19 protein-coding genes are annotated in these 19,129 nt (G+C 66.9%); 5 read left to right on the top strand and 14 right to left on the bottom strand.

The genetic code is table 11. From position 1 onward, the window contains the following. Positions 1 to 183 precede the first annotated feature (183 nt). Both def and recR read right to left on the bottom strand, forming a co-directional pair. Complete coding sequence (def, locus tag FPZ54_RS01790; RefSeq protein WP_145844533.1) at positions 184 to 711, bottom strand: peptide deformylase; 528 nt, start codon at positions 709 to 711, stop codon at positions 184 to 186. Positions 712 to 753: 42 nt separating this feature from the next. Beyond that, on the bottom strand, positions 754 to 1,350 hold the full coding sequence (gene recR / locus FPZ54_RS01785) for a recombination mediator RecR (protein ID WP_145844531.1): 597 nt from the start codon (positions 1,348 to 1,350) through the stop codon (positions 754 to 756). Between the two features lie 115 nt (positions 1,351 to 1,465). Between recR and fmt the strand changes: the two genes are divergently transcribed. Both fmt and truA read left to right on the top strand, forming a co-directional pair. Continuing rightward, on the top strand, positions 1,466 to 2,413 hold the full coding sequence (gene fmt / locus FPZ54_RS01780; RefSeq protein WP_145844530.1) for a methionyl-tRNA formyltransferase: 948 nt from the start codon (positions 1,466 to 1,468) through the stop codon (positions 2,411 to 2,413). Further along, complete coding sequence (gene truA / locus FPZ54_RS01775) at positions 2,410 to 3,150, top strand: tRNA pseudouridine(38-40) synthase TruA (protein WP_145844528.1); 741 nt, start codon at positions 2,410 to 2,412, stop codon at positions 3,148 to 3,150. Before fmt ends, truA begins: the two co-directional genes overlap by 4 nt. Positions 3,151 to 3,250: 100 nt before the next feature. On the opposite strand, the gene FPZ54_RS01770 is transcribed toward truA, so the two are convergent. The 8 genes from FPZ54_RS01770 to FPZ54_RS01735 all read right to left on the bottom strand — a co-directional run bounded on the left by FPZ54_RS01770 (position 3,251) and on the right by FPZ54_RS01735 (position 11,718). Beyond that, positions 3,251 to 4,447, bottom strand: a complete 1,197-nt coding sequence (locus FPZ54_RS01770; protein WP_145844526.1) for a class I SAM-dependent RNA methyltransferase — start codon at positions 4,445 to 4,447, stop codon at positions 3,251 to 3,253. Further along, a complete protein-coding gene (locus FPZ54_RS01765) occupies positions 4,444 to 5,850 on the bottom strand; it encodes an NAD(P)H-hydrate dehydratase (protein ID WP_145844525.1) in 1,407 nt (468 codons plus the stop codon). The genes FPZ54_RS01770 and FPZ54_RS01765 overlap by 4 nt, the downstream gene beginning before the upstream one ends. Next, on the bottom strand, positions 5,850 to 6,557 hold the full coding sequence (locus FPZ54_RS01760) for an N-acetylmuramoyl-L-alanine amidase (RefSeq protein WP_145844523.1): 708 nt from the start codon (positions 6,555 to 6,557) through the stop codon (positions 5,850 to 5,852). The genes FPZ54_RS01765 and FPZ54_RS01760 overlap by 1 nt, the downstream gene beginning before the upstream one ends. 42 nt (positions 6,558 to 6,599) lie before the next feature. Next, positions 6,600 to 7,460: a CheR family methyltransferase gene (locus FPZ54_RS01755; RefSeq protein WP_145844521.1), complete on the bottom strand. Its 861-nt coding sequence runs from the start codon at positions 7,458 to 7,460 to the stop codon at positions 6,600 to 6,602. Then, a complete protein-coding gene (locus tag FPZ54_RS01750) occupies positions 7,457 to 8,518 on the bottom strand; it encodes a chemotaxis protein CheB (RefSeq protein WP_145844520.1) in 1,062 nt (353 codons plus the stop codon). The genes FPZ54_RS01755 and FPZ54_RS01750 overlap by 4 nt, the downstream gene beginning before the upstream one ends. 13 nt (positions 8,519 to 8,531) lie before the next feature. Next, positions 8,532 to 8,900, bottom strand: coding sequence for a response regulator (locus FPZ54_RS01745; RefSeq protein WP_145844518.1), 369 nt, complete (start codon positions 8,898 to 8,900; stop codon positions 8,532 to 8,534). A gap of 77 nt (positions 8,901 to 8,977) precedes the next feature. Then, complete coding sequence (locus tag FPZ54_RS01740; protein WP_145844516.1) at positions 8,978 to 9,412, bottom strand: chemotaxis protein CheW; 435 nt, start codon at positions 9,410 to 9,412, stop codon at positions 8,978 to 8,980. Beyond that, the gene (locus tag FPZ54_RS01735; RefSeq protein ID WP_145844515.1) at positions 9,412 to 11,718 is read right to left on the bottom strand and encodes a chemotaxis protein CheA; all 2,307 of its coding nucleotides are present in this window, start codon (positions 11,716 to 11,718) and stop codon (positions 9,412 to 9,414) included. Before FPZ54_RS01735 ends, FPZ54_RS01740 begins: the two co-directional genes overlap by 1 nt. Positions 11,719 to 11,978: 260 nt before the next feature. On the opposite strand from FPZ54_RS01735, the gene FPZ54_RS01730 reads away from it, so the two are divergent. Beyond that, positions 11,979 to 12,941: a hypothetical protein gene (locus FPZ54_RS01730; RefSeq protein WP_145844514.1), complete on the top strand. Its 963-nt coding sequence runs from the start codon at positions 11,979 to 11,981 to the stop codon at positions 12,939 to 12,941. A 160-nt stretch (positions 12,942 to 13,101) separates the two neighbouring features. Then, positions 13,102 to 14,325: an RtcB family protein gene (locus FPZ54_RS01725; RefSeq protein ID WP_145844512.1), complete on the top strand. Its 1,224-nt coding sequence runs from the start codon at positions 13,102 to 13,104 to the stop codon at positions 14,323 to 14,325. A 521-nt stretch (positions 14,326 to 14,846) separates the two neighbouring features. On the opposite strand, the gene FPZ54_RS01720 is transcribed toward FPZ54_RS01725, so the two are convergent. The 4 genes from FPZ54_RS01720 to FPZ54_RS01705 are packed head-to-tail and all read right to left on the bottom strand — an operon-like array spanning position 14,847 to position 17,487. Next, the gene (locus FPZ54_RS01720) at positions 14,847 to 15,296 is read right to left on the bottom strand and encodes a hypothetical protein (protein WP_145844510.1); all 450 of its coding nucleotides are present in this window, start codon (positions 15,294 to 15,296) and stop codon (positions 14,847 to 14,849) included. Between the two features lie 7 nt (positions 15,297 to 15,303). Then, entirely contained in the window at positions 15,304 to 15,936 is a 633-nt protein-coding gene (locus FPZ54_RS01715; RefSeq protein ID WP_239019670.1) for a glutathione S-transferase, read from the bottom strand. After that, positions 15,899 to 16,843 carry an oxygen-dependent tRNA uridine(34) hydroxylase TrhO gene (trhO, locus tag FPZ54_RS01710; protein ID WP_145844509.1) on the bottom strand — a complete coding sequence of 315 codons (945 nt, stop codon included), beginning with the start codon at positions 16,841 to 16,843 and terminating at the stop codon, positions 15,899 to 15,901. Before trhO ends, FPZ54_RS01715 begins: the two co-directional genes overlap by 38 nt. Then, positions 16,843 to 17,487: a histidine phosphotransferase family protein gene (locus tag FPZ54_RS01705; protein ID WP_066655533.1), complete on the bottom strand. Its 645-nt coding sequence runs from the start codon at positions 17,485 to 17,487 to the stop codon at positions 16,843 to 16,845. The genes trhO and FPZ54_RS01705 overlap by 1 nt, the downstream gene beginning before the upstream one ends. 118 nt (positions 17,488 to 17,605) lie before the next feature. Between FPZ54_RS01705 and FPZ54_RS01700 the strand changes: the two genes are divergently transcribed. Next, positions 17,606 to 18,880 (top strand): serine hydrolase domain-containing protein, encoded by a 1,275-nt coding sequence (locus FPZ54_RS01700; protein WP_145844508.1) that lies wholly within the window; start codon positions 17,606 to 17,608, stop codon positions 18,878 to 18,880. Positions 18,881 to 19,129 lie beyond the last annotated feature (249 nt).

Below are 19,129 nucleotides of genomic sequence, written 5' to 3'. Positions count from 1 at the left end.
CGCCTACCCGATGTCTTTGCCGGGCATCAGGCGCTTGGTGGCGCGCGCCACACCCGTTTGCCCTGAGCTTGTCGAAGGGCGGCCTCCCGCCCTCACTGAGCGCGGTAGTGGTGCTTCGACAAGCTCAGCACAAACGGCGTAAGGCCATACTCGACCGGAGCGATACCCTGAGGCGCGAAGCGCTCAAGCCGCCATGCGGCGCGCTTTTTCCAGCTTTTTCATGATCATCTGACGCTTGAGCCGCGAAAGGTGGTCGAGGAACACGATCCCCTCGAGATGATCCATCTCGTGCTGGATGCAGGTCGCGAGCAGGCCGGTGAACACCTCGTCATGTGCATCGCCCTGTTCATCCAGCCACTTGACGCGGCACGTCGCAGGACGATCGACATCGGCAAACTGGTCGGGGACCGACAGGCAACCTTCGGTATAGGTGCTCATCTCCTCGGCCGGATCGAGGATTTCGGGGTTGATGAAGACGCGCGGCGCCTTGATCGGCTTGCCCTCCTCATCCTCTTCCTCCTGCAGGTCCATGACGAGCACGCGCTTGGGCACGCCGACCTGAATTGCGGCGAGACCGATCCCCGGCGCGGCATACATCGTCTCGAACATGTCGGCGATCAACGCGCGCAGATCGTCATCGACCTTCTCGACGGGGGTGGAGACGGTCTTGAGACGCGGATCGGGAACTTCGAGTATCGGGAGAATGGCCATGTCACCAATTTAGTGATTTGGCGGCACTGTCGCAAGATTGGTTCACGCCACCGGTCGCCGCGCACGGAGCGCCTGGGCAAGCGTGCCTTCGTCGAGATAATCGAGCTCGCCGCCGACCGGAAGTCCGTGGGCGAGCTGGGTGAGCCGTACCGGATAGCCCTCCAGCCGCTCGGCGATGTAATGCGCGGTGGTCTGCCCCTCCAGCGTCGCGTTCATCGCCAGCACCACCTCATCCACGCCACCCGCGGCGATGCGGGTGACAAGGCTGTCGATCGCCAGATCCTCGGGCCGCACGCCATCGAGTGCGGAGAGCTTGCCACCCAGAACATGGAATTTGCCGGGAAACAGCCGCGAGCGCTCCAGCGCCCACAAATCCGCTACCTCCTCGACCACGCAGAGCTGCCGCGTGTCGCGGCGCGGGTCGGCGCACACGGCGCAGGGGTCCGACGTATCGACATTGCCGCAAATCGAGCAGGTCGCGAGCCGCTCGCTTACCGCCTCCAGCGCGCGCAGCAGCGGGTCGAGCGCGCTCTCGCGCTTCTTGAGCAGATGCAGCACCGCCCGCCGCGCCGAACGCGGGCCAAGACCGGGGAGGCGCGACAGGGCTTGCGTCAGGGTTTCGATCTCGGGCGATGCCATTGGTGCGATGTAGGCAATCCGTCATCCCGGCGAAAGCCGGGATCTCATACGGTTGCGCGCGCCGCACGAGATCCCGGCTTTCGCCGGGACGACGAATAGGGTTAGAGGCCACCCCATGCGGATCATCTTCATGGGCACCCCGGAGTTCGCGGTGCCGACCCTCAACGCGCTGGTCCAAGCGGGCCATGATGTCGTCGCGGCGTACAGCCAGCCGCCCCGCCCCGGCGGGCGGCGCGGCAAGGCGCTGACCCCCTCCCCAGTTCATGCCCGCGCGGAGGAACTGGGGATCGAAGTGCGCACCCCGCTATCGTTCAGGAAAGACCCCGAGGCCGTCGCCGCCTTTACCGCGCTCAACGCCGATGTCGCGGTGGTCGCGGCATACGGCCTGATCCTGCCGGTCAGCGTGCTGGAGGCGCCACGCCTCGGCTGCCTTAACGTCCACGCCTCGCTCCTCCCCCGCTGGCGCGGGGCGGCGCCGATTCAGCGCGCCATCCTTGCGGGGGATGCGGAGACCGGCGTCGGGATCATGCAGATGGAGGCCGGGCTGGACACCGGGCCGGTGCGGCTGGAGGGACGCACGCCGATCGACGGCAAGACGGCGGGCGAGTTGACCGCCGAACTCGCCGACATGGGCGCGCGGCTGATGGTGCAGGTGCTGTGCGATTTCGACGCGCATCCGCAGGTTGTTCAGCCCGAAGAAGGCGTCACTTACGCCGCCAAGATCGACAAGGCCGAAAGCCGCCTGAACTTCGACCAGCCCGCCGAGGCGGTCGAGCGCCAGATCCGCGCGTTCAACCCGCCGGGCGCGTGGTTCGAGCATGACGGCGAGCGTGTCCGGGTGCTCACGGGCGACCTGTTCCCCGGCGAAGGCCGGGGTCCAGCTGTGACCGGCCCGATACTGGACCCCGGCCTTCGCCGGGGAACGGTGTTGGACGATATGCTCACCATCGCCTGCGCCACCGGCGCCGTCCGCCCCACCCTCGTCCAGCGCGCCGGACGCGGCGTCGTCACCACGCGCGAGTTGCTCAACGGCTTCCCGATTCCCCCCGGAACGCAGCTGTGACCCGCTTTGCGCTGACCATCGAATATGACGGCCGCCCCTTCATGGGCTGGCAATATCAGGATCACGGCCCCAGCGTGCAGGGCGCGATCGAGGATGCGCTGCGCGGCATCACCGGGGAGGATGCGCTGGTCCACGCCGCCGGGCGCACCGATGCCGGGGTCCATGCGCTCGAAATGCGCGCGCACACGGAGATCGAGAAGGACATCGCCCCGTTCCGACTGATGGAGGCGCTCAACGCGCATCTGCGCGCCGTGCCGGTCGCGATCCTGGCGTGCGAGGTGGTGCCCGACGAGTGGCACGCGCGTTTCTCCTGCATCGCGCGCCATTATGTCTATCGCATCGTCACCCGCCGCGCGCCGCTGACCTTCGACAAGGGGCTGAAATGGCGTGTCCCCCATCCGCTCGACGCCGATGCGATGCACGCGGCCGCGCAAATCCTCGTCGGCACGCACGATTTCACCACCTTCCGCTCGGTCCATTGCCAGTCGGCAAGTCCCGTGAAGTCGCTCGACCGGCTCGACGTGGTGCGCGACGGTGACGAGATCGCGATCCACGCCTCGGCCCGCTCGTTCCTCCACCATCAGGTGCGCTCGATGGTCGGATGCCTGTCGATGGTCGGGCGCGGCCAGTGGAGCGCCGACGACCTTCGCGATGCACTGGAAGCGAAAGACCGCGCGCGTCTCGGTCTCAACGCGCCGTCGGACGGCCTCTATTTCGTGCGCGCGGACTATCCTTGAAATCCGTTTTCCTGCGAAAGCAGGAACCCAGAGCCACAGGCGATGTCACTGATCACTCTGGACTCCTGCTTTCGCAGGAGCACAGTTAGCGGAAGCACGGTCAGCGGCTGAACCGCGACGCCAGTTCGGCATGGGTCGACCAGCGGAACTGCCCCACCGGCTGCACCCAATCCAGCCGATACCCGCCCCTGACCAGCGTCTCCGCATCGCGCGCGAACGTCGCCGGGTTGCACGAGATATAGGCGATCACCGGCGCCTTGCTCGCCGCCAGCTCGACCGCCTGTTCCTTCGCCCCCGCGCGCGGAGGATCCAGGATCACCGCGTCGAACAGGTCGAGTTCCTTAGCGGTCAGCGGGCGGCGGAACAGGTCGCGATGCTCGGCGAATATCTGGCGCTGCGCGCGCCCGGCGGCCGCCTTGAGCGACAGGATCGCATCGCGCGCGCCCTCACCCGCATAGACTTTGGCCGAAGGCGCCATCGCGAAGGTGAAGGTGCCGAGCCCCGCGAACAGATCCGCGATCGTCGTCGCGCCACCCACCGCCTCGCGCACCGCAGCGACCAGCGCCGCCTCGCCCTCGGGCGTCGCCTGAAGAAAGCTTGCGGGCGGGAACGGGACCGCGACGCCGCCGAACGTCACCGTCACCGGATCGGGTTCCCAGCGCGCTTCCGGACCCAGACCGTCATCGACCGACAACCGCCCCAGCGCATGTCGTGTCGCGAACGCCGTCACCGCCTCGACGGCGCTGAGGCTGTCGGTCACCAACCCTTCGATCAGCACGTCCGGCCCCTGATCGGTGAGCGCCAGATGCACGTTCACCCGTCGGCTGGCGGGCAGATATTGCGCGAGCAGGCCGCGCAGCGGCTGAAGCAGCGAAAACAGCCAGGGATCGAGTATCTCGCATTGCTGCACGTCGATCAGCCGGTGGCTCGCCTGTTCGGTAAAGCCCAGATGCACCTGCCGCCCGCGCCGCTCGGCATGGAGCGTCGCGCGGCGGCGGGTACGCGGCGGCGAGAGGATCGGCGCGCGAATCTCGGCGGTCAGGCCATGCTGTGCCAGCGCGCCGGCGATCCGCCCGGTCAGGAAATCGGCATAGGCAGCATCGTCGAGATGCTGAAGCTGGCACCCGCCGCACTCGGGGAAATGGCGACAGGGCGGATCGATATGGCGCGGTCCCGACGCGACGCTGCCATCGGCGCGCAACATGTCACCCGGCGCAGCGAGCGCCACGTGCCTACCGTCTGCGGTGACGCCATCGCCACGCGCGGCGATGCGAACGATGGTCGAGTCGTCGCTCATCGTGCGCGTTCCAATGCTTCCGGCAGCGCATCCGCCAGTTCGTCGGCAAGGAAACAGCGGTCGATCATCCGCGCCGCCGCGCCATGCAGCCAAATTCCCGCGCTCGCGGCGTCAAAGGGCGGGACATGCTGCGCCAGCAGGGCCCCGATCGTTCCGGCGAGGACGTCGCCCGTCCCGGCAACGGATAGCCAGGCGCTTGTCGGTGCAGCAACCTGTACGCGCCCGCCTGGCGCGGCGATCACCGTATCCGCCCCTTTGACGACCACCACCGCACCGCTCTTCCGGGCCGCGTCTTGAGCCTGCATAATCTTGCTCCCCGTCCCGGCGCCGAACAGTGCTGCGAACTCGCCCGCATGAGGGGTCAGAATCGTCGGCGCATCGCGGCCGCGCAGGCGACCGTCGAGGAGATGCAGCGCATCGCCATCGATCACCAGCGGCCGGTCGCTCGCCAGCGCCGCCTCCAGCTTTTCCCGCGCACGATCGTCGCGCCCCAGCCCCGGCCCGATCACCACCGCGCCGATCCGGTCATCGGCCAATGCATCCGGGCTCCAGCGCTGGCGCACAATCGCATGGGGCGGGTGCGGCAGCCCGCCCGTCAGCAGCAGCACATAGCCCGCGCCCGCGCGATAGGCGGCACGCGCTGCAAGTTCCGACGCGCCGTGCATTGGCCCGCCGACGACCGCGACCATGCCGCGCGTATATTTGTGAGACTCGGGTCCCGGCGCCGCGATCTGCGGGCGCGGACTCGTCCGGAGCACTGCGTCGAGCGACCCCAGCCCGATATCGATCACCCGCACCGCGCCGCAATGCCGGGCGGCAGGTTGCAGGACATGTGCGGGCTTGAGCGCGCCCAGCGCCAGCGTCCCGTCGAAATTTGCGAGCTTCCCGGCGCCGAAATCTCCGCCGCTATCGGTCTCCGCGCCACTGGGCAGGTCGACCGCGATCGACAGTCGCGCCCGCCCCGCCAAAAGCCGGATCGCGTCAGCGACTGCATCGTCCACCGCGCGCGTGAGTCCGGTTCCGAACACCGCATCGACGAGTATCGGAGCGGTATCGCCATCGGCCAAGCCGCCCGGAAACGCCTCAACCGGCCCACTCCACGCCGCCCGCGCCTGTGCCGCAGCCGCGGTCTTCGGCTCCCCCAGCGCAGCCACACGCACCGGGACGCCCCGGCTCGCCAGCACCCGCGCCGCGACATAGCCGTCGCCGCCATTATTGCCCGGCCCGCACAGGATCAGCACTTCGCTGCCCGCCGCCAGCCGGTGGACCCATTCGGCAACGCCCGTCCCCGCGCACTCCATCAACGCCGCGACGCTCGATCCAGCGGCGATCGCCCGATCCTCCGCCGCGCGCATCGCTGCGGCAGTCAGGACCGGCGCCCCTTCGGGCACATTCGGCAACATCAGTCTTCGCCCTGTGGCTTTGGCAGCAGCAGCGCGAGCAGCAGCATCCGGCATTCGGCGTCGATCGTTCCGTCGATCAATTCGGGGCGAAATCGCCGCTGAAACGCGACCGTGGCCGCCAGCGGATCGGTCACGTCATAGCCGAACCGCTCCAGCGCCAGCAGAAATCCGCCATCGCTCCAGCCGGGGTCCATCAGATTCTTCGTCGGGCGGGGCAGCGCGAGGCGAAGCCGCGCCAGCTTGGCCCAGGGAAACAGCTCCCCGGGATCCTGTTTGCGCGCGGGCGCGATATCCGAATGGCCGACGACATTGCCGCGCGTGATGCCGTGCCGATCCTTGATGTCGGCGACCAGCCGGATCACCGCATCCATTTGTTCATCGGGATAGGGGCGATAGCCATATTCATGGCCGGGATTGACGATCTCGATCCCCACCGATGCCGAATTGACGTCCGTCACGCCGCGCCAGTGCGATCCGCCCGCGTGCCAGGCGCGCTTCTCCTCGGGCACCAGCCGGACGATCTGTCCGTCCTCGGCGACCAGATAGTGGCTCGAAACGCTGAACTCGGGATCGCGCAGCCGCTCGATCGCTTCCTCCGCGCTGCGCATCCCGGTATAGTGCAGCACGATCATGCTGACGGGCAGCAGGCGATCGTTGAAATTGGGCGAAGGCGCCTCGATGATGTTGAGTTCGGCCCGGTCCTGCATGTCCCGAGGGATGCGGCGACACGCGCCGAAACGCAAGCCGGGTTAGCGCGATCCGACCGCAATCCGCAGTTCGGATGCCGGTTCGGCGCGATAAAGCCCGCGAAATGCCATGCATGGGACGAAGGCATCGGTCTGGCCGATCACCGTTTCGCCGGCCCCCAGCAACAGAAAGCCGCCATCGCGGATCGCCTCGCGCAACGTCGCATAGGCGCGGGCACGCATGGCGGGTGGGAAATAGAACAGTACGTTGCGGCACAGAACGATGTCGAATTTGCCGACCAGCGCGCGGTCCTGCGTCAGATTGTGGCGCCGGAACTGGATGCGCCGGGCGAGATCCGGGCGCACCACCCATTCCTCGCCGACTTGATCGAACCACGTCACCATTCGCCGCACCGGCAACCCGCGCTGGATCTCGAACTGGGTGAAACGCCCGGCGCGCGCACGCGCGACGGTGGCTGCGGACACATCGGTCGCGATGATCTCCGGCATCGGCACGCCGCGCGACGCCGCCGCCTCCTCGAACAGCATTGCCAGCGAATAGGGTTCCTGGCCCGTCGAGCATCCCGCCGACCAGATGCGCAGCCGCCGCCCTGGCTGCTCGGCCTGGAGCGAGGCCGCTGCTTCGACGAGCATCTCCAGCACACCGGTGTCACGGAAAAAGGAAGTTTCGCGATTCAGCAGCGCGTCGATGACCGCGTCGGCGAGCGCGCCGTCGGCGGCACCGGTCAGCCGCGCGATCAGCGCGTCTGCGGTTTCCAGCCCATGTTCGCGCAGCACCGTCTTCAACGCGGTCTCGATTCGCCAGATGCGGTTGGCCGCGATCTGCTGGCCAGTACGCTGTTCCAGCAATGCGCCGATGACGTTGATCGCGCCCGGCGAGGCAAGGGGCTGGGTCGCACTCATCCGCGCGGCCTGCGCTGGCTCGCGACCATCCGGCCGATCTCGTCGGGGGGCAGCACCGCGCCCGCGCTGCCCGCGATCGCGCCCGGCATCCCCCAGACGACCGAGCTTTCCCGGTCCTGTACGATCAGGCCGCCGCCGGTATCGACCAGCTTCTTCGCACCGATCGCTCCATCGCGTCCCATGCCGGACAACATGACGCCCAGCCCGCGGCTGCCGAAAATCTCGGCAACCGAATCGAGCATCGGATCGACCGACGGCATACATCCGCTCACCGAACGTTCGTCGGTCAGGCGAATGGCAACCCCGTCGGACGTGCGCACGCACCGCATATGGGCGTGGCCGGGTGCGACCAGCATACGTCCCGGGCGTACCCGCATATAATCCTCGGCGACCTCGCAAGGCCGCCCGGCGAGCACGGCGAGTTGCGCCGCGAAATAGCTCATGAACGAGGCCGGAAGGTGCTGGGTCACCAATATCGGTATCTCGAAGGCGGGAGGGATCGCCCGCAGCATCTGGCTGAGCGCATGGATGCCGCCCGTCGATGCGCCGATCGCGACGATATCGAACTCGGCCGGAACCCGTCCGGCGCCGGGCGATGCGGGGGACTGATCGACCGTCCGATCCGTCAGGCGCGCCAGCCGCTCCTCCAGGGTCACCGCGAACCGACCCGCAAAACTGCCTACCCCGGGCTTCACCAGCGTGTCCGCAGCGCCAAGCGCCAGCGCCTGCACCGCCGCCGCCGCGCCCTTGTCCGCGGCGGACGAGACGACCAGCACCTTGGCACCCTTCCCCGCCGCAAGCAGATCGGGTAGCGCCGTCAGCCCGTGGATGCCGGGCATTTCGAGGTCGAGCAGGATGACATCGGCGCGATCCCGCGCCAGAAATGCGTGCGCAGCGGCAACGTTGCTGACTGAGGCAACGACCTCAAATCGCGCCATCCCCTCGATCATCCGTCCCAGCACGGCGCGCGCCACCGCCGAATCGTCGACGATCAGGATACGGATAGTGTCTTCACGCGGTTCCGGCTGGATGCCGGCCGCTTGGCTGGGAACTGCCATGCGGCCCCTCCCTTCAGGCGACGACGCCGACGATCTGGAGCTTGCTTTCGAGCGTCTCGCGGTCAAACGGCTTCATCACATATTCGTCGGCACCGGCCTCGATCGCGGCGCGGATGTACGCCATGCCGTTTTCGGTGGTGCAGAACACGACCTTGGGCTTTTCGGCGATGCCGCTGTCCTTGAGCGCGCGCAGGAAATCCATCCCGCTCATCACCGGCATGTTCCAGTCAAGCAGCACCACATCAGGCGAAGCCTCCAGACACGCGTCGAGCGCCTCGCGGCCGTCCCCGGCCTCGCGCACCTCGAAGTTGAGCGTTTCGAGAATGTGCCGCGCAACCTTGCGGATCACCTTGGAGTCATCGACGACGAGGCAGGTCTTCATACAAGGAACTTCCCGTTTTCCTGGCGCAGCTTGATTGCACTATCCAATAAATAGGTAAGAAGGGGGTTAACCGCGGTTCATGCAGTTGGCGCAGCCGGACCGGGCACCAGAGCCGCAAGATCGATGTTCAGGATCGGTTCGCCGTCACGCTCGATCAGCCCCCGCCCTGCGCGCTGCCACATGTCGGACAGGGGCACCCCGGCCGCGAGCGGTTGCAGTTCGAAGGGCGCGACATCGTCAAGCGCGTCGACCAGCATGGCATAATGATGTCCATCGACGGGCGTGATGATCGCGCGACCCGCAGGCGTCTCGCTGGGGGCAAGGCCCAGCGCGGCGCGGGTATCGATCACCGTCACCACGCGACTGCGCAGCGCCGCAAGGCCCCGGACATGCCCCTCGGCACGCGGCACCGCGACGATCGCGCCGATGTCCACCACGGATTCGACCTGATGCGCGTCGATCGCCACCGATTGCCCCGCGATATGCGCGATCAGAAACAGTTGCTCGCCCATCATCCGCCTCCATTGCTTGCGCGGGCGAGCGCGCCGAGCAGCGCCTCGCGGTCATAGCGATAGATGGACCCGTCGTCCCCGCCCCGTTTGCGGCTGCGCAGTCGGACGATGCGCGCGGGATCGGACTGGATATCGGGTTCGGCGTCGAGCGTCAGGACCAGCTGCGCGGTCTCGCCGGGCTTCAGGCTGTGCGCGACGCGATAGCCCGCGCTTTCCAAGAGCGGCTGGATGAAGGTTCCCATCCATCCGGTATCGCCGCCCGCCAACAGGCACAGCGGCGGCGTTTCGGGACGGGCATCCTCCTCGCAATGTTCGGCGAACAGCCATAGCGGGTCGAGCATCTCGACCTGCTCCCCGTCGATCAGCACGACGCCCGCGATCGGCCCGGGAGCGTCCGCGCAGGTCATTTCCGATGGCAATGCGACGATGTCGGCGGGTTCCTGTATCGCATAGGCGATCTCGCTCAGCCCGTCGCGCAGGCGCAGGATCGAGCCGGTACGCGTGGAATCGGCGTCCGCGATCGCGGCGAGCGGGACGATCCGGCCATCGATCGTGAGGCGAAGCCGACCCGCGCTGCGCTGGATCGCGCCGCTGCCGACCTTCTCGATCCGGTCGACCACGTCGAGCGGCACCGCGCGCCGTTGTCCGTCCAGGTCCCGGAAAATCAGCGCCAGCGCGGCATCGGCGACTGCCGCCTCGTCGGTATCTTCCTCGATCTCGCGTATCCGTTCGAACTGGAGCCCCGCGTCACGCGCAAGCCCTGCGCAGTCGAGCAACAGCATCGGGCAACCGCTGTCGGGCAGCGTCTGTCCCGCGTACAACCCCGTCGCCATGATCGCGGGCGCCGCCGGCTTGATCACCAGTTCCTCATTGTCGAGCACGTCATCGACGCGCAACGCATAGCTGCCCTCGCCGATGTTCACCACCGCGACCATGGCAGTGTCGCGCGTCGGCGCATCGATGCCGAGCTGTTCGACCAGCGCCACCATCGGCATCCGCCGGTCGCGCAACGTCACCACGCGCGCGCTGCCGATCCGATCGATCCGGATCGTCTCGCTCCGCTCGCTGACGATCTCCTCGATCGCCTGGCGCGGGATCGCGAACCGCTGTCCGCCCGCGCTGACCACGATGGTCGGGATGATCGACAGCGTCAGCGGTACATGGATCAGGATGCGCAGCCCCTGCCCCGGCGTGCTTTGCAGTTCGACGCGACCGCCGATCTGCTCGATCGCCGCGCGAACCACGTCCATGCCGACGCCGCGACCCGAAATCTCGGTCACCTCGTCCTTGGTCGACAGGCCAGGCTCGAACACCAGTTCCAGCCGGGCGCGCTCGCCCAAGGCGCGCAATTCGCGCTCGTCACGCCCGTTCGCCACCAGCTTGCGGATCAGCCGCTCGCCATCGATGCCGCGCCCGTCATCGGCGATCTCGACGATGATCTGGTTGCCCGACTGGCGCGCCGAAACGGTCAGCCGCCCATTCTCCCGCTTGCCGACAGCGCGACGCTCGGCGGGATGTTCGATGCCATGGTCGATCGAATTGCGGATGATATGGACCAGCGGGTCGCGCAGCACCTCGATCATCTCGCGATCGAGTTCGACATCGGCGCCCTCGACATGGAGCGTCACCGACTTGCCAAGGCCCGCAGCGGTATCGCGCACCATGCGCGGCAATGCGGAAAACAACGCGTCGATCTTCTGCATCCGCGTCCGCGTGACGGTATCGCGCAGATCGGCGACGGTGGCCGACATGCGCTCCAGCGCGGCTTCGATCTGCGGGTCGACATCCGCGCTGCGCAACCGGCGCGAGAGTTCATTGCGCGCGAGCACCATGTCCGACATGCCGCTCATCATCCGGTCGAGCAGGTCGACGTTCAGCCGCACGCTGCGGCTGGGCGCGCGTTGCGCCACCGCAGTGCTGGTCGGCGCCACCTCCGCGGTGCCTCCGGCCAGCGCGGCGATCAGCAGATCCTCGCCCGTGTCGTCAAGGGGCGCACCGGCATCGATCGCCTCTACAATCTCACCGATCCGATCGACCACGGCGAGCACCGCATTGACCAGGGCGCGATCCGGCACCCGCTCGCCCATCCGCACATCGGCAAGCACATCTTCGGCGGCATGGCTGAGCCGCGCGAGTCGCGGCAGATCGAGGAAACCGCAGCTTCCCTTGACCGTGTGGACGAAGCGGAAGATCGCATCGAGCCGCGCGCGATCGTCGGGCGACGCTTCCCAGGCGACAATCTCACCCGAAAGCGTCTCCAGCGTTTCTCGCGTCTCCGCGATAAATTCTTGAAGCAGATCGTCCACGAAGCGCCCCCACACGTGCCGGGACTCATGGCATCGGCAGGGTTAACAGAGGGTTAGGACGCGAACTCAAATCGAACGCTGAGGACGCCAATCGCCCCGATACACGCCCCGGCCACGTCCCTCTTGCGAATCGTTCTGAAATTGCAATTAATTTAGTAGTTTAACGGAGTTTCGCCGTGCGCAATCCTATCCTACCCAGATTGCGACCATGGAGTTCCGCGCACCGCCGGAAGCGGCCTATGGATCTGCCGGGGGTGCCGATGGCAACCAGACTTGAAGCCATGCGGGACAATTGTCGGGTCGTCACGCGCGTCGTTGGCGAAGAACTATACGCGGCAGCGATCGATCTCGCCGAGCGTTTGCCGGAGGATGTGCAGCGCGCACGCCTGATCTGCCTGCCAATCGTCATGTCGATTACGCGCGACATGATCGACCGCGAAATGCGCAGCCTTGCCACGCAGCGCGGCCCCTCCATCAATTCGATCGCCACCTCGCTGGACCTCCCGTTCGAGACGGTACGCCGCAACATTCTGCGCCTTCATGCTGCCAATTGGGTCGAAATCGGCGAGGCGGGCGGAGTGACCCTGCCCAACCCGGTTCCCGCTTCGCTCGCGACATGGTGTGTCGAACTCGGCGGGCGACTGCGGCGCATCGCCGAGCGGATCGAGGCGCTGGGCGCGACCGATCCCCGGCCGATCGGCGACGGATCGTGCGACAATAGCTGCATCCTGGGCGCGCTGGACCTGTGCCTGGCCATGGCGGGGACCAAGAAACATTTCGGCCTTCGCTTCACCGAGCTGCTGGTCGTCAATTTCGTGTGCACCGCCAGCGTCGTCCATCTCAATGCCGGAGGGGCGGGGACCAATCCCTATGCGGAACCCGATACGGTACCGCCCGACGCCGAGCGCGCGTTCATCCCGCTGGATGAACTGGCGAAGACGATCGGCGTGTCGCGATCGACAATCTATCGGATCGTCAGCAATGCGGAGCGTTCGAACCTGTTCGAACGCCGCGGCTATGCGGTTCGCCCTGCCGCCTCCCTTCTCGGGAGCCCGACTTACGTCCAGGCGCTTCAGCTCGTGGCGGGCCGCACCGCGACGTTGTTCTCGCGCATCGAACGGCACCGCTGCGGCCTGGGCTGCACCGCGCTCGACCAGGTGCTCGGCCGTCCGCGTCCGTGGCGTCAGACTTCGACCCTTTTGCCGCGCCCCGAGATCGGTTAATGGCTCGCCCCATGAGCAAACCCGCAACCCTCAACGCGACCGTCGGCGAACCGACGACCTGACCCGCGGGCAAGCTGTGCCCGCCGGGGCGCAGCTTCATCGGAACCATTGCTCATTGGTATCCTGAATCGGCGTCCCTTCCCTTAGAAGGACCAGACCGATGACCCAGTTTTCCGTTCACCAGACGCATCACGCGCCGCTCAAGCTGTGGGACAGCGCCGGACCGTTCGAGGCCGGCGCGATGCAGCAGCTGCGCAACGTCGCCTCGCTCCCGTTCATCTTCCGCCATGTCGCGGGGATGCCCGATGTCCATTGGGGCATGGGCGCGACGGTCGGCTCGGTGATCGCGACGCAGCGCGCGATCGTGCCCGCCGCAGTGGGCGTGGACATCGGTTGCGGGATGATGGCGGTGCGCACCTCGCTCACCGCCAGCCAGCTGCCCGACAGCCTCGCCGCACTGCGTGCCGAGATCGAACGCGCCGTGCCCAAGGGGATGGAGTCGAGCCAGTCGGCCAACCACAGCAAGGGTGGCTGGGCGAGCACGCCGAACAGCGTGTCGCGCGCCTGGTACGACCGGTTCGAGGACCGCTGGCGCAAGATCGTCGCCAAGAACCCGAAGGTTGATGGCAAGACCAGCGACCAGCTCGCCTCGATGGGCGGGGGGAACCACTTTATCGAGGTGTGCCTCGATGAAGAGCAGCGCGTGTGGGCGATGCTCCACTCCGGCTCGCGCGGCACGGGGAACCGGATCGGGACGTACTTCATCAACGCCGCCAAGGAGGCGATCGTGAAGGAGACGCTCGACTTCCACCTGGTCGACAAAGACCTCGCCTTCCTGACCGAAGGATCGCAGCTGTTCGACGACTATATCGAAGCGATGCACTTTGCGCAGGATTACGCGATGGCCAATCGCGAGCTGATGATGGTCCGCGTGCTGGAGGCGCTGCGCAAGCACGCCCCCGGCTTCAAGACCGACAAGGCCGCGATCAACTGCCACCACAATTATGCGACCCGGGAAGTGCATTTCGGCGAGCAGGTGTGGGTGACCCGCAAGGGCGCGGTGAGCGCCCGGGAAGGCGAACTCGGGATCATCCCGGGTTCGATGGGCACGGGCAGCTTCATCGTCGAGGGGCTGGGCAACCAGGAGTCGTTCTGCTCCTGCTCGCACGGCGCCGGCCGCGTGATGTCGCGTGGGCAGGCCAAGAAGCTGATTTCCCTGGAGGACCACAAGGCCGCGATGCAGGGCATCGAGGCGCGGGTGGACGAAGGCGTGCTGGACGAAAGCCCGGCCGCCTACAAGGACATCGGTGCGGTGATGGACGCGCAGCAGGACCTGGTCCGCATCCGCCACCGGCTGCGCCAGGTGGTGAATGTGAAGGGGTGAGGCCATTCCTCCCCTGAGCTTGTCTCAGGGGAGGGGGACCGCCGCGAAGCGGTGGTGGAGGGGCGGCGGTGGAACACCGCCGTGATCAGCTCGGCAAAATTCCGCCCTCTGCGGGGCGGCCCCTCCGTCAGCGCTGCGCGCTGCCACCTCCCCTGCGGTGCAGGGGAGGAATTGGCCCCTCCCCTTCCTTCTTAAGCCCCGCCCGCCTTCGCGGGAGGGGTTGGGGAGGGTCTTCTTCTCCTTCTTCTTCTCTCGCTCACCCCGAACCCGGAAAAAGAAGAAACAAGACCCTCACCCCACCCTCTCCCGCAAGCGGGAGAGGGCTAGAAGGGGCAGCGCCCTGCCCCCACCCCACCGTCGGCCCGGCCTTGAGCCAGGCCAATGCTTCTTCTTCGACTGCGGAAGAGATCAGCCCCGACGCGGATCAAGTCCGGGACGACGATAGTGTGGCTCCAATACAAAGACCTGCCACGCTGGCCGCGTAACGGAATTCCCCGCGCGGCAAGCACTGCGGTCGGGACTCAAATATTCGGCGAGCGATGATAGCGTAGGCCACTTGAGGCCATGAAGCCCCGAGGGTCGAAGTGGCTCCACAACTCTCCCCAAGGCTGCGACCCAAGTTCGATGCCCATTTCTTGGAGGAGCACGCCGCGAACAAAGGAAACTTCGCTGTCGATCGCTTCTTTCGTAGGCCAACCACTCTCCATCGGTGCATCAGGCAACTGGACATTCCACGATATCGCTTCGAGCAATCCCGACGAGAAACAGAGTGAGAGAGCCGCTTGTTCTCCACCAAAGGTCATCCCGCCCAGGTCCAGCCACTCATATCCATTGCCGTGATCTCGCGATCCAATCACCAGTGGGCCAACTGCCTGTTCGACCGCACTTTTATGGTGACGAGAACCCAGCACGGCCAAATCACCAATGCGAACGCACCCCGTTTCACGAGCGATCGAGAGTTTGGCTAACATAGGTCCGCTATTCACTCCGCCAAACCTCCCGCACCACCATAACCCCGTCGAACAACCCCGACCCGACAAACGCCGCCAGCCACCCCTGCACCCGCGCGACGTCCTGCGCCGCGAACCACTCCCGGTCGACCGCCGCGAATTGGCGCACAAACGGCAGGATCGCCGCGTCGGTCAGGCCGAACCGCTCGCCGCCAAGATAGGCACGCTCGCCCAGCAATTTCTCCAGCCCCTGAAGCATCGCCAGTCCAGCGGCGCGATGATCCACCTCATCCGCTGCAAACCGCTCGGGATATTTGTACCGGTCGAGATGCGCTTTGAACGGCCCGTCATTCGCCGCGATCAACTCGGCATCGTCGCCCGCCAGCCAGCCCTCCGGGTCGCTCCGCGCCAGCGCCCAGCGCATGATGTCGATGCTCTCGTCGATCACCCGCCCGTCGGGCAGCACCAGCACCGGCACCGTCCCCTTGGGCGAGGCCGCCAGCATCTCGGCGGGCTTGTCGCGCAGCCGCACCTCGCGATGCTCGACCGCAGTCCCGCTCACCGCCAGCGCCAGCCGCGCCCGGATCGCATAGGGGCAGCGGCGGAAGCTGTAGAGGATCGGGTCAGTCAGCGTCAGGCTCCGAGAATACCGCGCCGACATGCGCCTCGCCGCGCTGCGCCGCCAGCAGCGCCTGGCGGTGGCGTTCGGCATAGCTGGCGCGCTGTTCCTCGGTCCGCGTGCCGATACAGGCCGGGCAGCTTACGCCCTCGACATAATCGCCGGACTCCCGCGCCTCCGTGCTCACCGGCATCCGGCACGCACGGCACAGCACATGCTCGCCGACCTCAAGCCCGTGCTTCACCGCCACCCGCTCGTCGAACACGAAGCATTCGCCGTCCCACAGGCTGCGGTCCTGCGGCACCTGCTCCAGATAGGCGAGGATGCCGCCCTTGAGGTGATAGACCTGCTCGACGCCCTCGGCTTTCGCAAACGCCGTCGATTTCTCGCAGCGGATGCCGCCGGTGCAGAACATCGCGATCTTGGGCGTGCGCCCCTCGGCCTCGATCTCGGCACGCTTGGCGCGGAACCAGTCGGGGAATTCGCTGAAGCTGCGCGTCTGCGGGTCGATCGCGCCGCGGAAGGTGCCGATCGCAACCTCATAATCGTTGCGCGTGTCGATCAGCACCGTGTCGGGATCGGCGATCAGGTCGTTCCACTCGCTCGGCGCGACATAGTGTCCCACACCCGCCAGCGGATCGATGTCGGGCTCGCCCATCGTTACGATCTCGCGCTTCAGCCGCACCTTCATCCGGTGGAACGGCATTAAGGCGGCGTGCGAGAACTTCACGTCGATTTCAGCACATCCCGGCAACGCGCGGACATGCGCAAGCACCGCGTCGATCGCGGCATCGCTCCCCGCGATGGTGCCATTGATCCCCTCACGTGCGAGCAGCAGCGTGCCTTTCACCCCCTGCGCGACGCTCAGCGCCAGCAGCGGGCCACGAATGGCCGCCGGATCGTCGAACCGGGTAAATTGGTACAGCGCCGCGACGCGGACTTCAGCCATCAGGCGACCTTAAACGCTGCCCCGAACAGCAGCACATCGGCGTCGGGCGGCGACACCTGCAGTTCGCCCCCGCCCTGCGTCACCAATTGGTGCACCAGATACGCCGCCGCCGCACGCGGGGTCACCGGCGAATCGCCCGTGTCACCGCTCAGCGCACCGCGCAGCTCGCCGTCCAGCACGATGCGCGGCCCCTGCGCGCGCACCACGATCTCAACCATGTCGTCCCGCGCCTCCGCGCCGATATCCAGCTGCCCCCCGCGCACCAGCGCGTCGCCGCCGATCAGCGCAAGGTTGAGCAGCACCTTGATCACCTGCTTGGGCAGCACCGGATCCTCGACCATCCAGCCGATCGACACGCGGTGATTGTCGCCGAACAGCCCGTCGATCGCCGCCTGCGCCTCCCGCGTGTCGACGGTGTCGCCAAAGCCCCCCGCCGCGCCGAACGCCAGCCGGAAGAACTTCAGCTTGTTCGCACTCGCCTTCGCGCTCTCCGCCAGCAATTCCAGGCAGCGCGCGCGCATTTCCGGGTCATGCTCGTCCGCGAGCAGCTCCAGCCCGTTGTTGAGCGCGCCCACCGGGCTCAGCAGGTCATGACACAGGCGCGAGCAGAGCAGACTGGCAAAGTCGGTCGGCGAGATATTCATGGATGCTGCGGTCATGCCTGACTCTTTGGCCCAGCCGCGCCGCCGCTGCAAGCGAACGCTCTTCGCAACCACGCGAAACCCGGTTAGCGTCGCGACAAACAGGATGAGGAGAGACTGAATGCGGCATTTTGTGACAGCGTTGACGGCGCTGACCCTTGCGACGCCCGCCACCCCCGCGCTCGCTCAGACCCCCGCCGCGCCTTCCGAGGCCGTCAAGCTCGACACCAAACGCATCGACGCGATGCTGGCGAAGATGGTCGCCGACGGTCGTGCAGCAGGCGTGTCGGCGCTGGTCTGGAAAGACGGGCGCGAGGTGCATTTCGCCGCGCGCGGCAACGCCGATCGCGAAGCCAACCGCCCCTTCGCCCGGGACACGCTGGTCCAGATCTGGTCGATGACCAAGCCGGTGACCGGCGTCGCGCTGATGCAGCTATGGGAACAGGGCAAGTTCCGCCTCGACGATCCGCTCGCCCGCTATCTGCCCGATTTCGCGACGATGCTGGTGCAGGACGGCACGGACGCTGCGGGAAAGCCGCTCTGGCGTCCCGCCAGCCGCCCGATCACCATCCGTGACGTGCTGCGGCACACGGCGGGCTTCGCCTATGGCGACGGCCCGTCCGCAGCGCACAAGGCGTTCGCCGCCGCCGATCCGCTCAACCCGCAGAACGACCTCGCCGAATTCGGCCGTCGCCTCGCGAAGGTGCCCCTGCTTTCCGAGCCGGGGACCGAATGGCATTATAGCGTCGCGGTCGACGTCCAGGCGCTGCTGGTCGAGCGGCTGAGCGGCATGAACTTCGCCGATTATGTGCAGAAGCACATCTTCGACCCGCTCAAGATGCGCGAGTCCGCCTGGCACCAGCCGATGGACCGCCTCCCCCGCCTCGCCGCGACCTATGTAAAAACCGACGGCAACCTCACGCGCCAGCCTGACGAAGCGACCCGGCGCATGAATTTTCCGGGCACGATCCTGACGATGGGGGGCGCCGGGATCGTCGCGCCGATCGACGATTATATGCGCTTCGCCCGGATGCTGCTGAACGGCGGCGAACTCGATGGAACGCGCATTCTGAAGCCCGCGACAATTCGCCTGATGGCTACCGACCAGCTCGACCCTGCCATCAAGGAACGCGAATGGCTGATGGGCAAGATCGAGGGCGGCTTCGGCTTCGACTTCGCCGTGCGTACCGCGCGCCCAAGCGGCCCCGAGCGCAACCGCGGCGCGGTCGGCGAATTTTTCTGGGACGGCGCCGCAACGACATTGTTCTGGGTCGATCCGGCTAATGACATGGCGGTCGTCTTCTTCGTCCAGACGGTCCCGTTCGACGGCACGCTCCACACCGATATCCGCAAGGCGGTATATGGCGCAGACTATCTGGGGCCGAAAGGAGATTAGGGTCGGATTCAGCTCCACTGAATCGGCACCGGCCCGCTCCCCCACCCGGCCAACCAGCGGTAGCGTGATATAGGTGGCCGGGTGGGGGCGCGGGCCGGGGGCGCGGGCCGGTGCCGCAACCGTTTCAGCTTTCCCGAAGCAAACGCTAGCCCTTGTCCGCGTTCCGCGTCGCGCGCCACCCGCCGATCGGTTTGCGCAGCTTGCAGTGCAGACAGGTGCGATAGCCCGGCCGACTCCGGCTTAACTGCC

The sequence above is a fragment of the Sphingomonas suaedae genome (genome assembly GCF_007833215.1).
GTDB lineage: Bacteria > Pseudomonadota > Alphaproteobacteria > Sphingomonadales > Sphingomonadaceae > Sphingomonas > Sphingomonas suaedae.
Note: the sequence above shows the minus strand (reverse complement) of the source record. Positions and strands in the feature narration are given on the sequence as shown.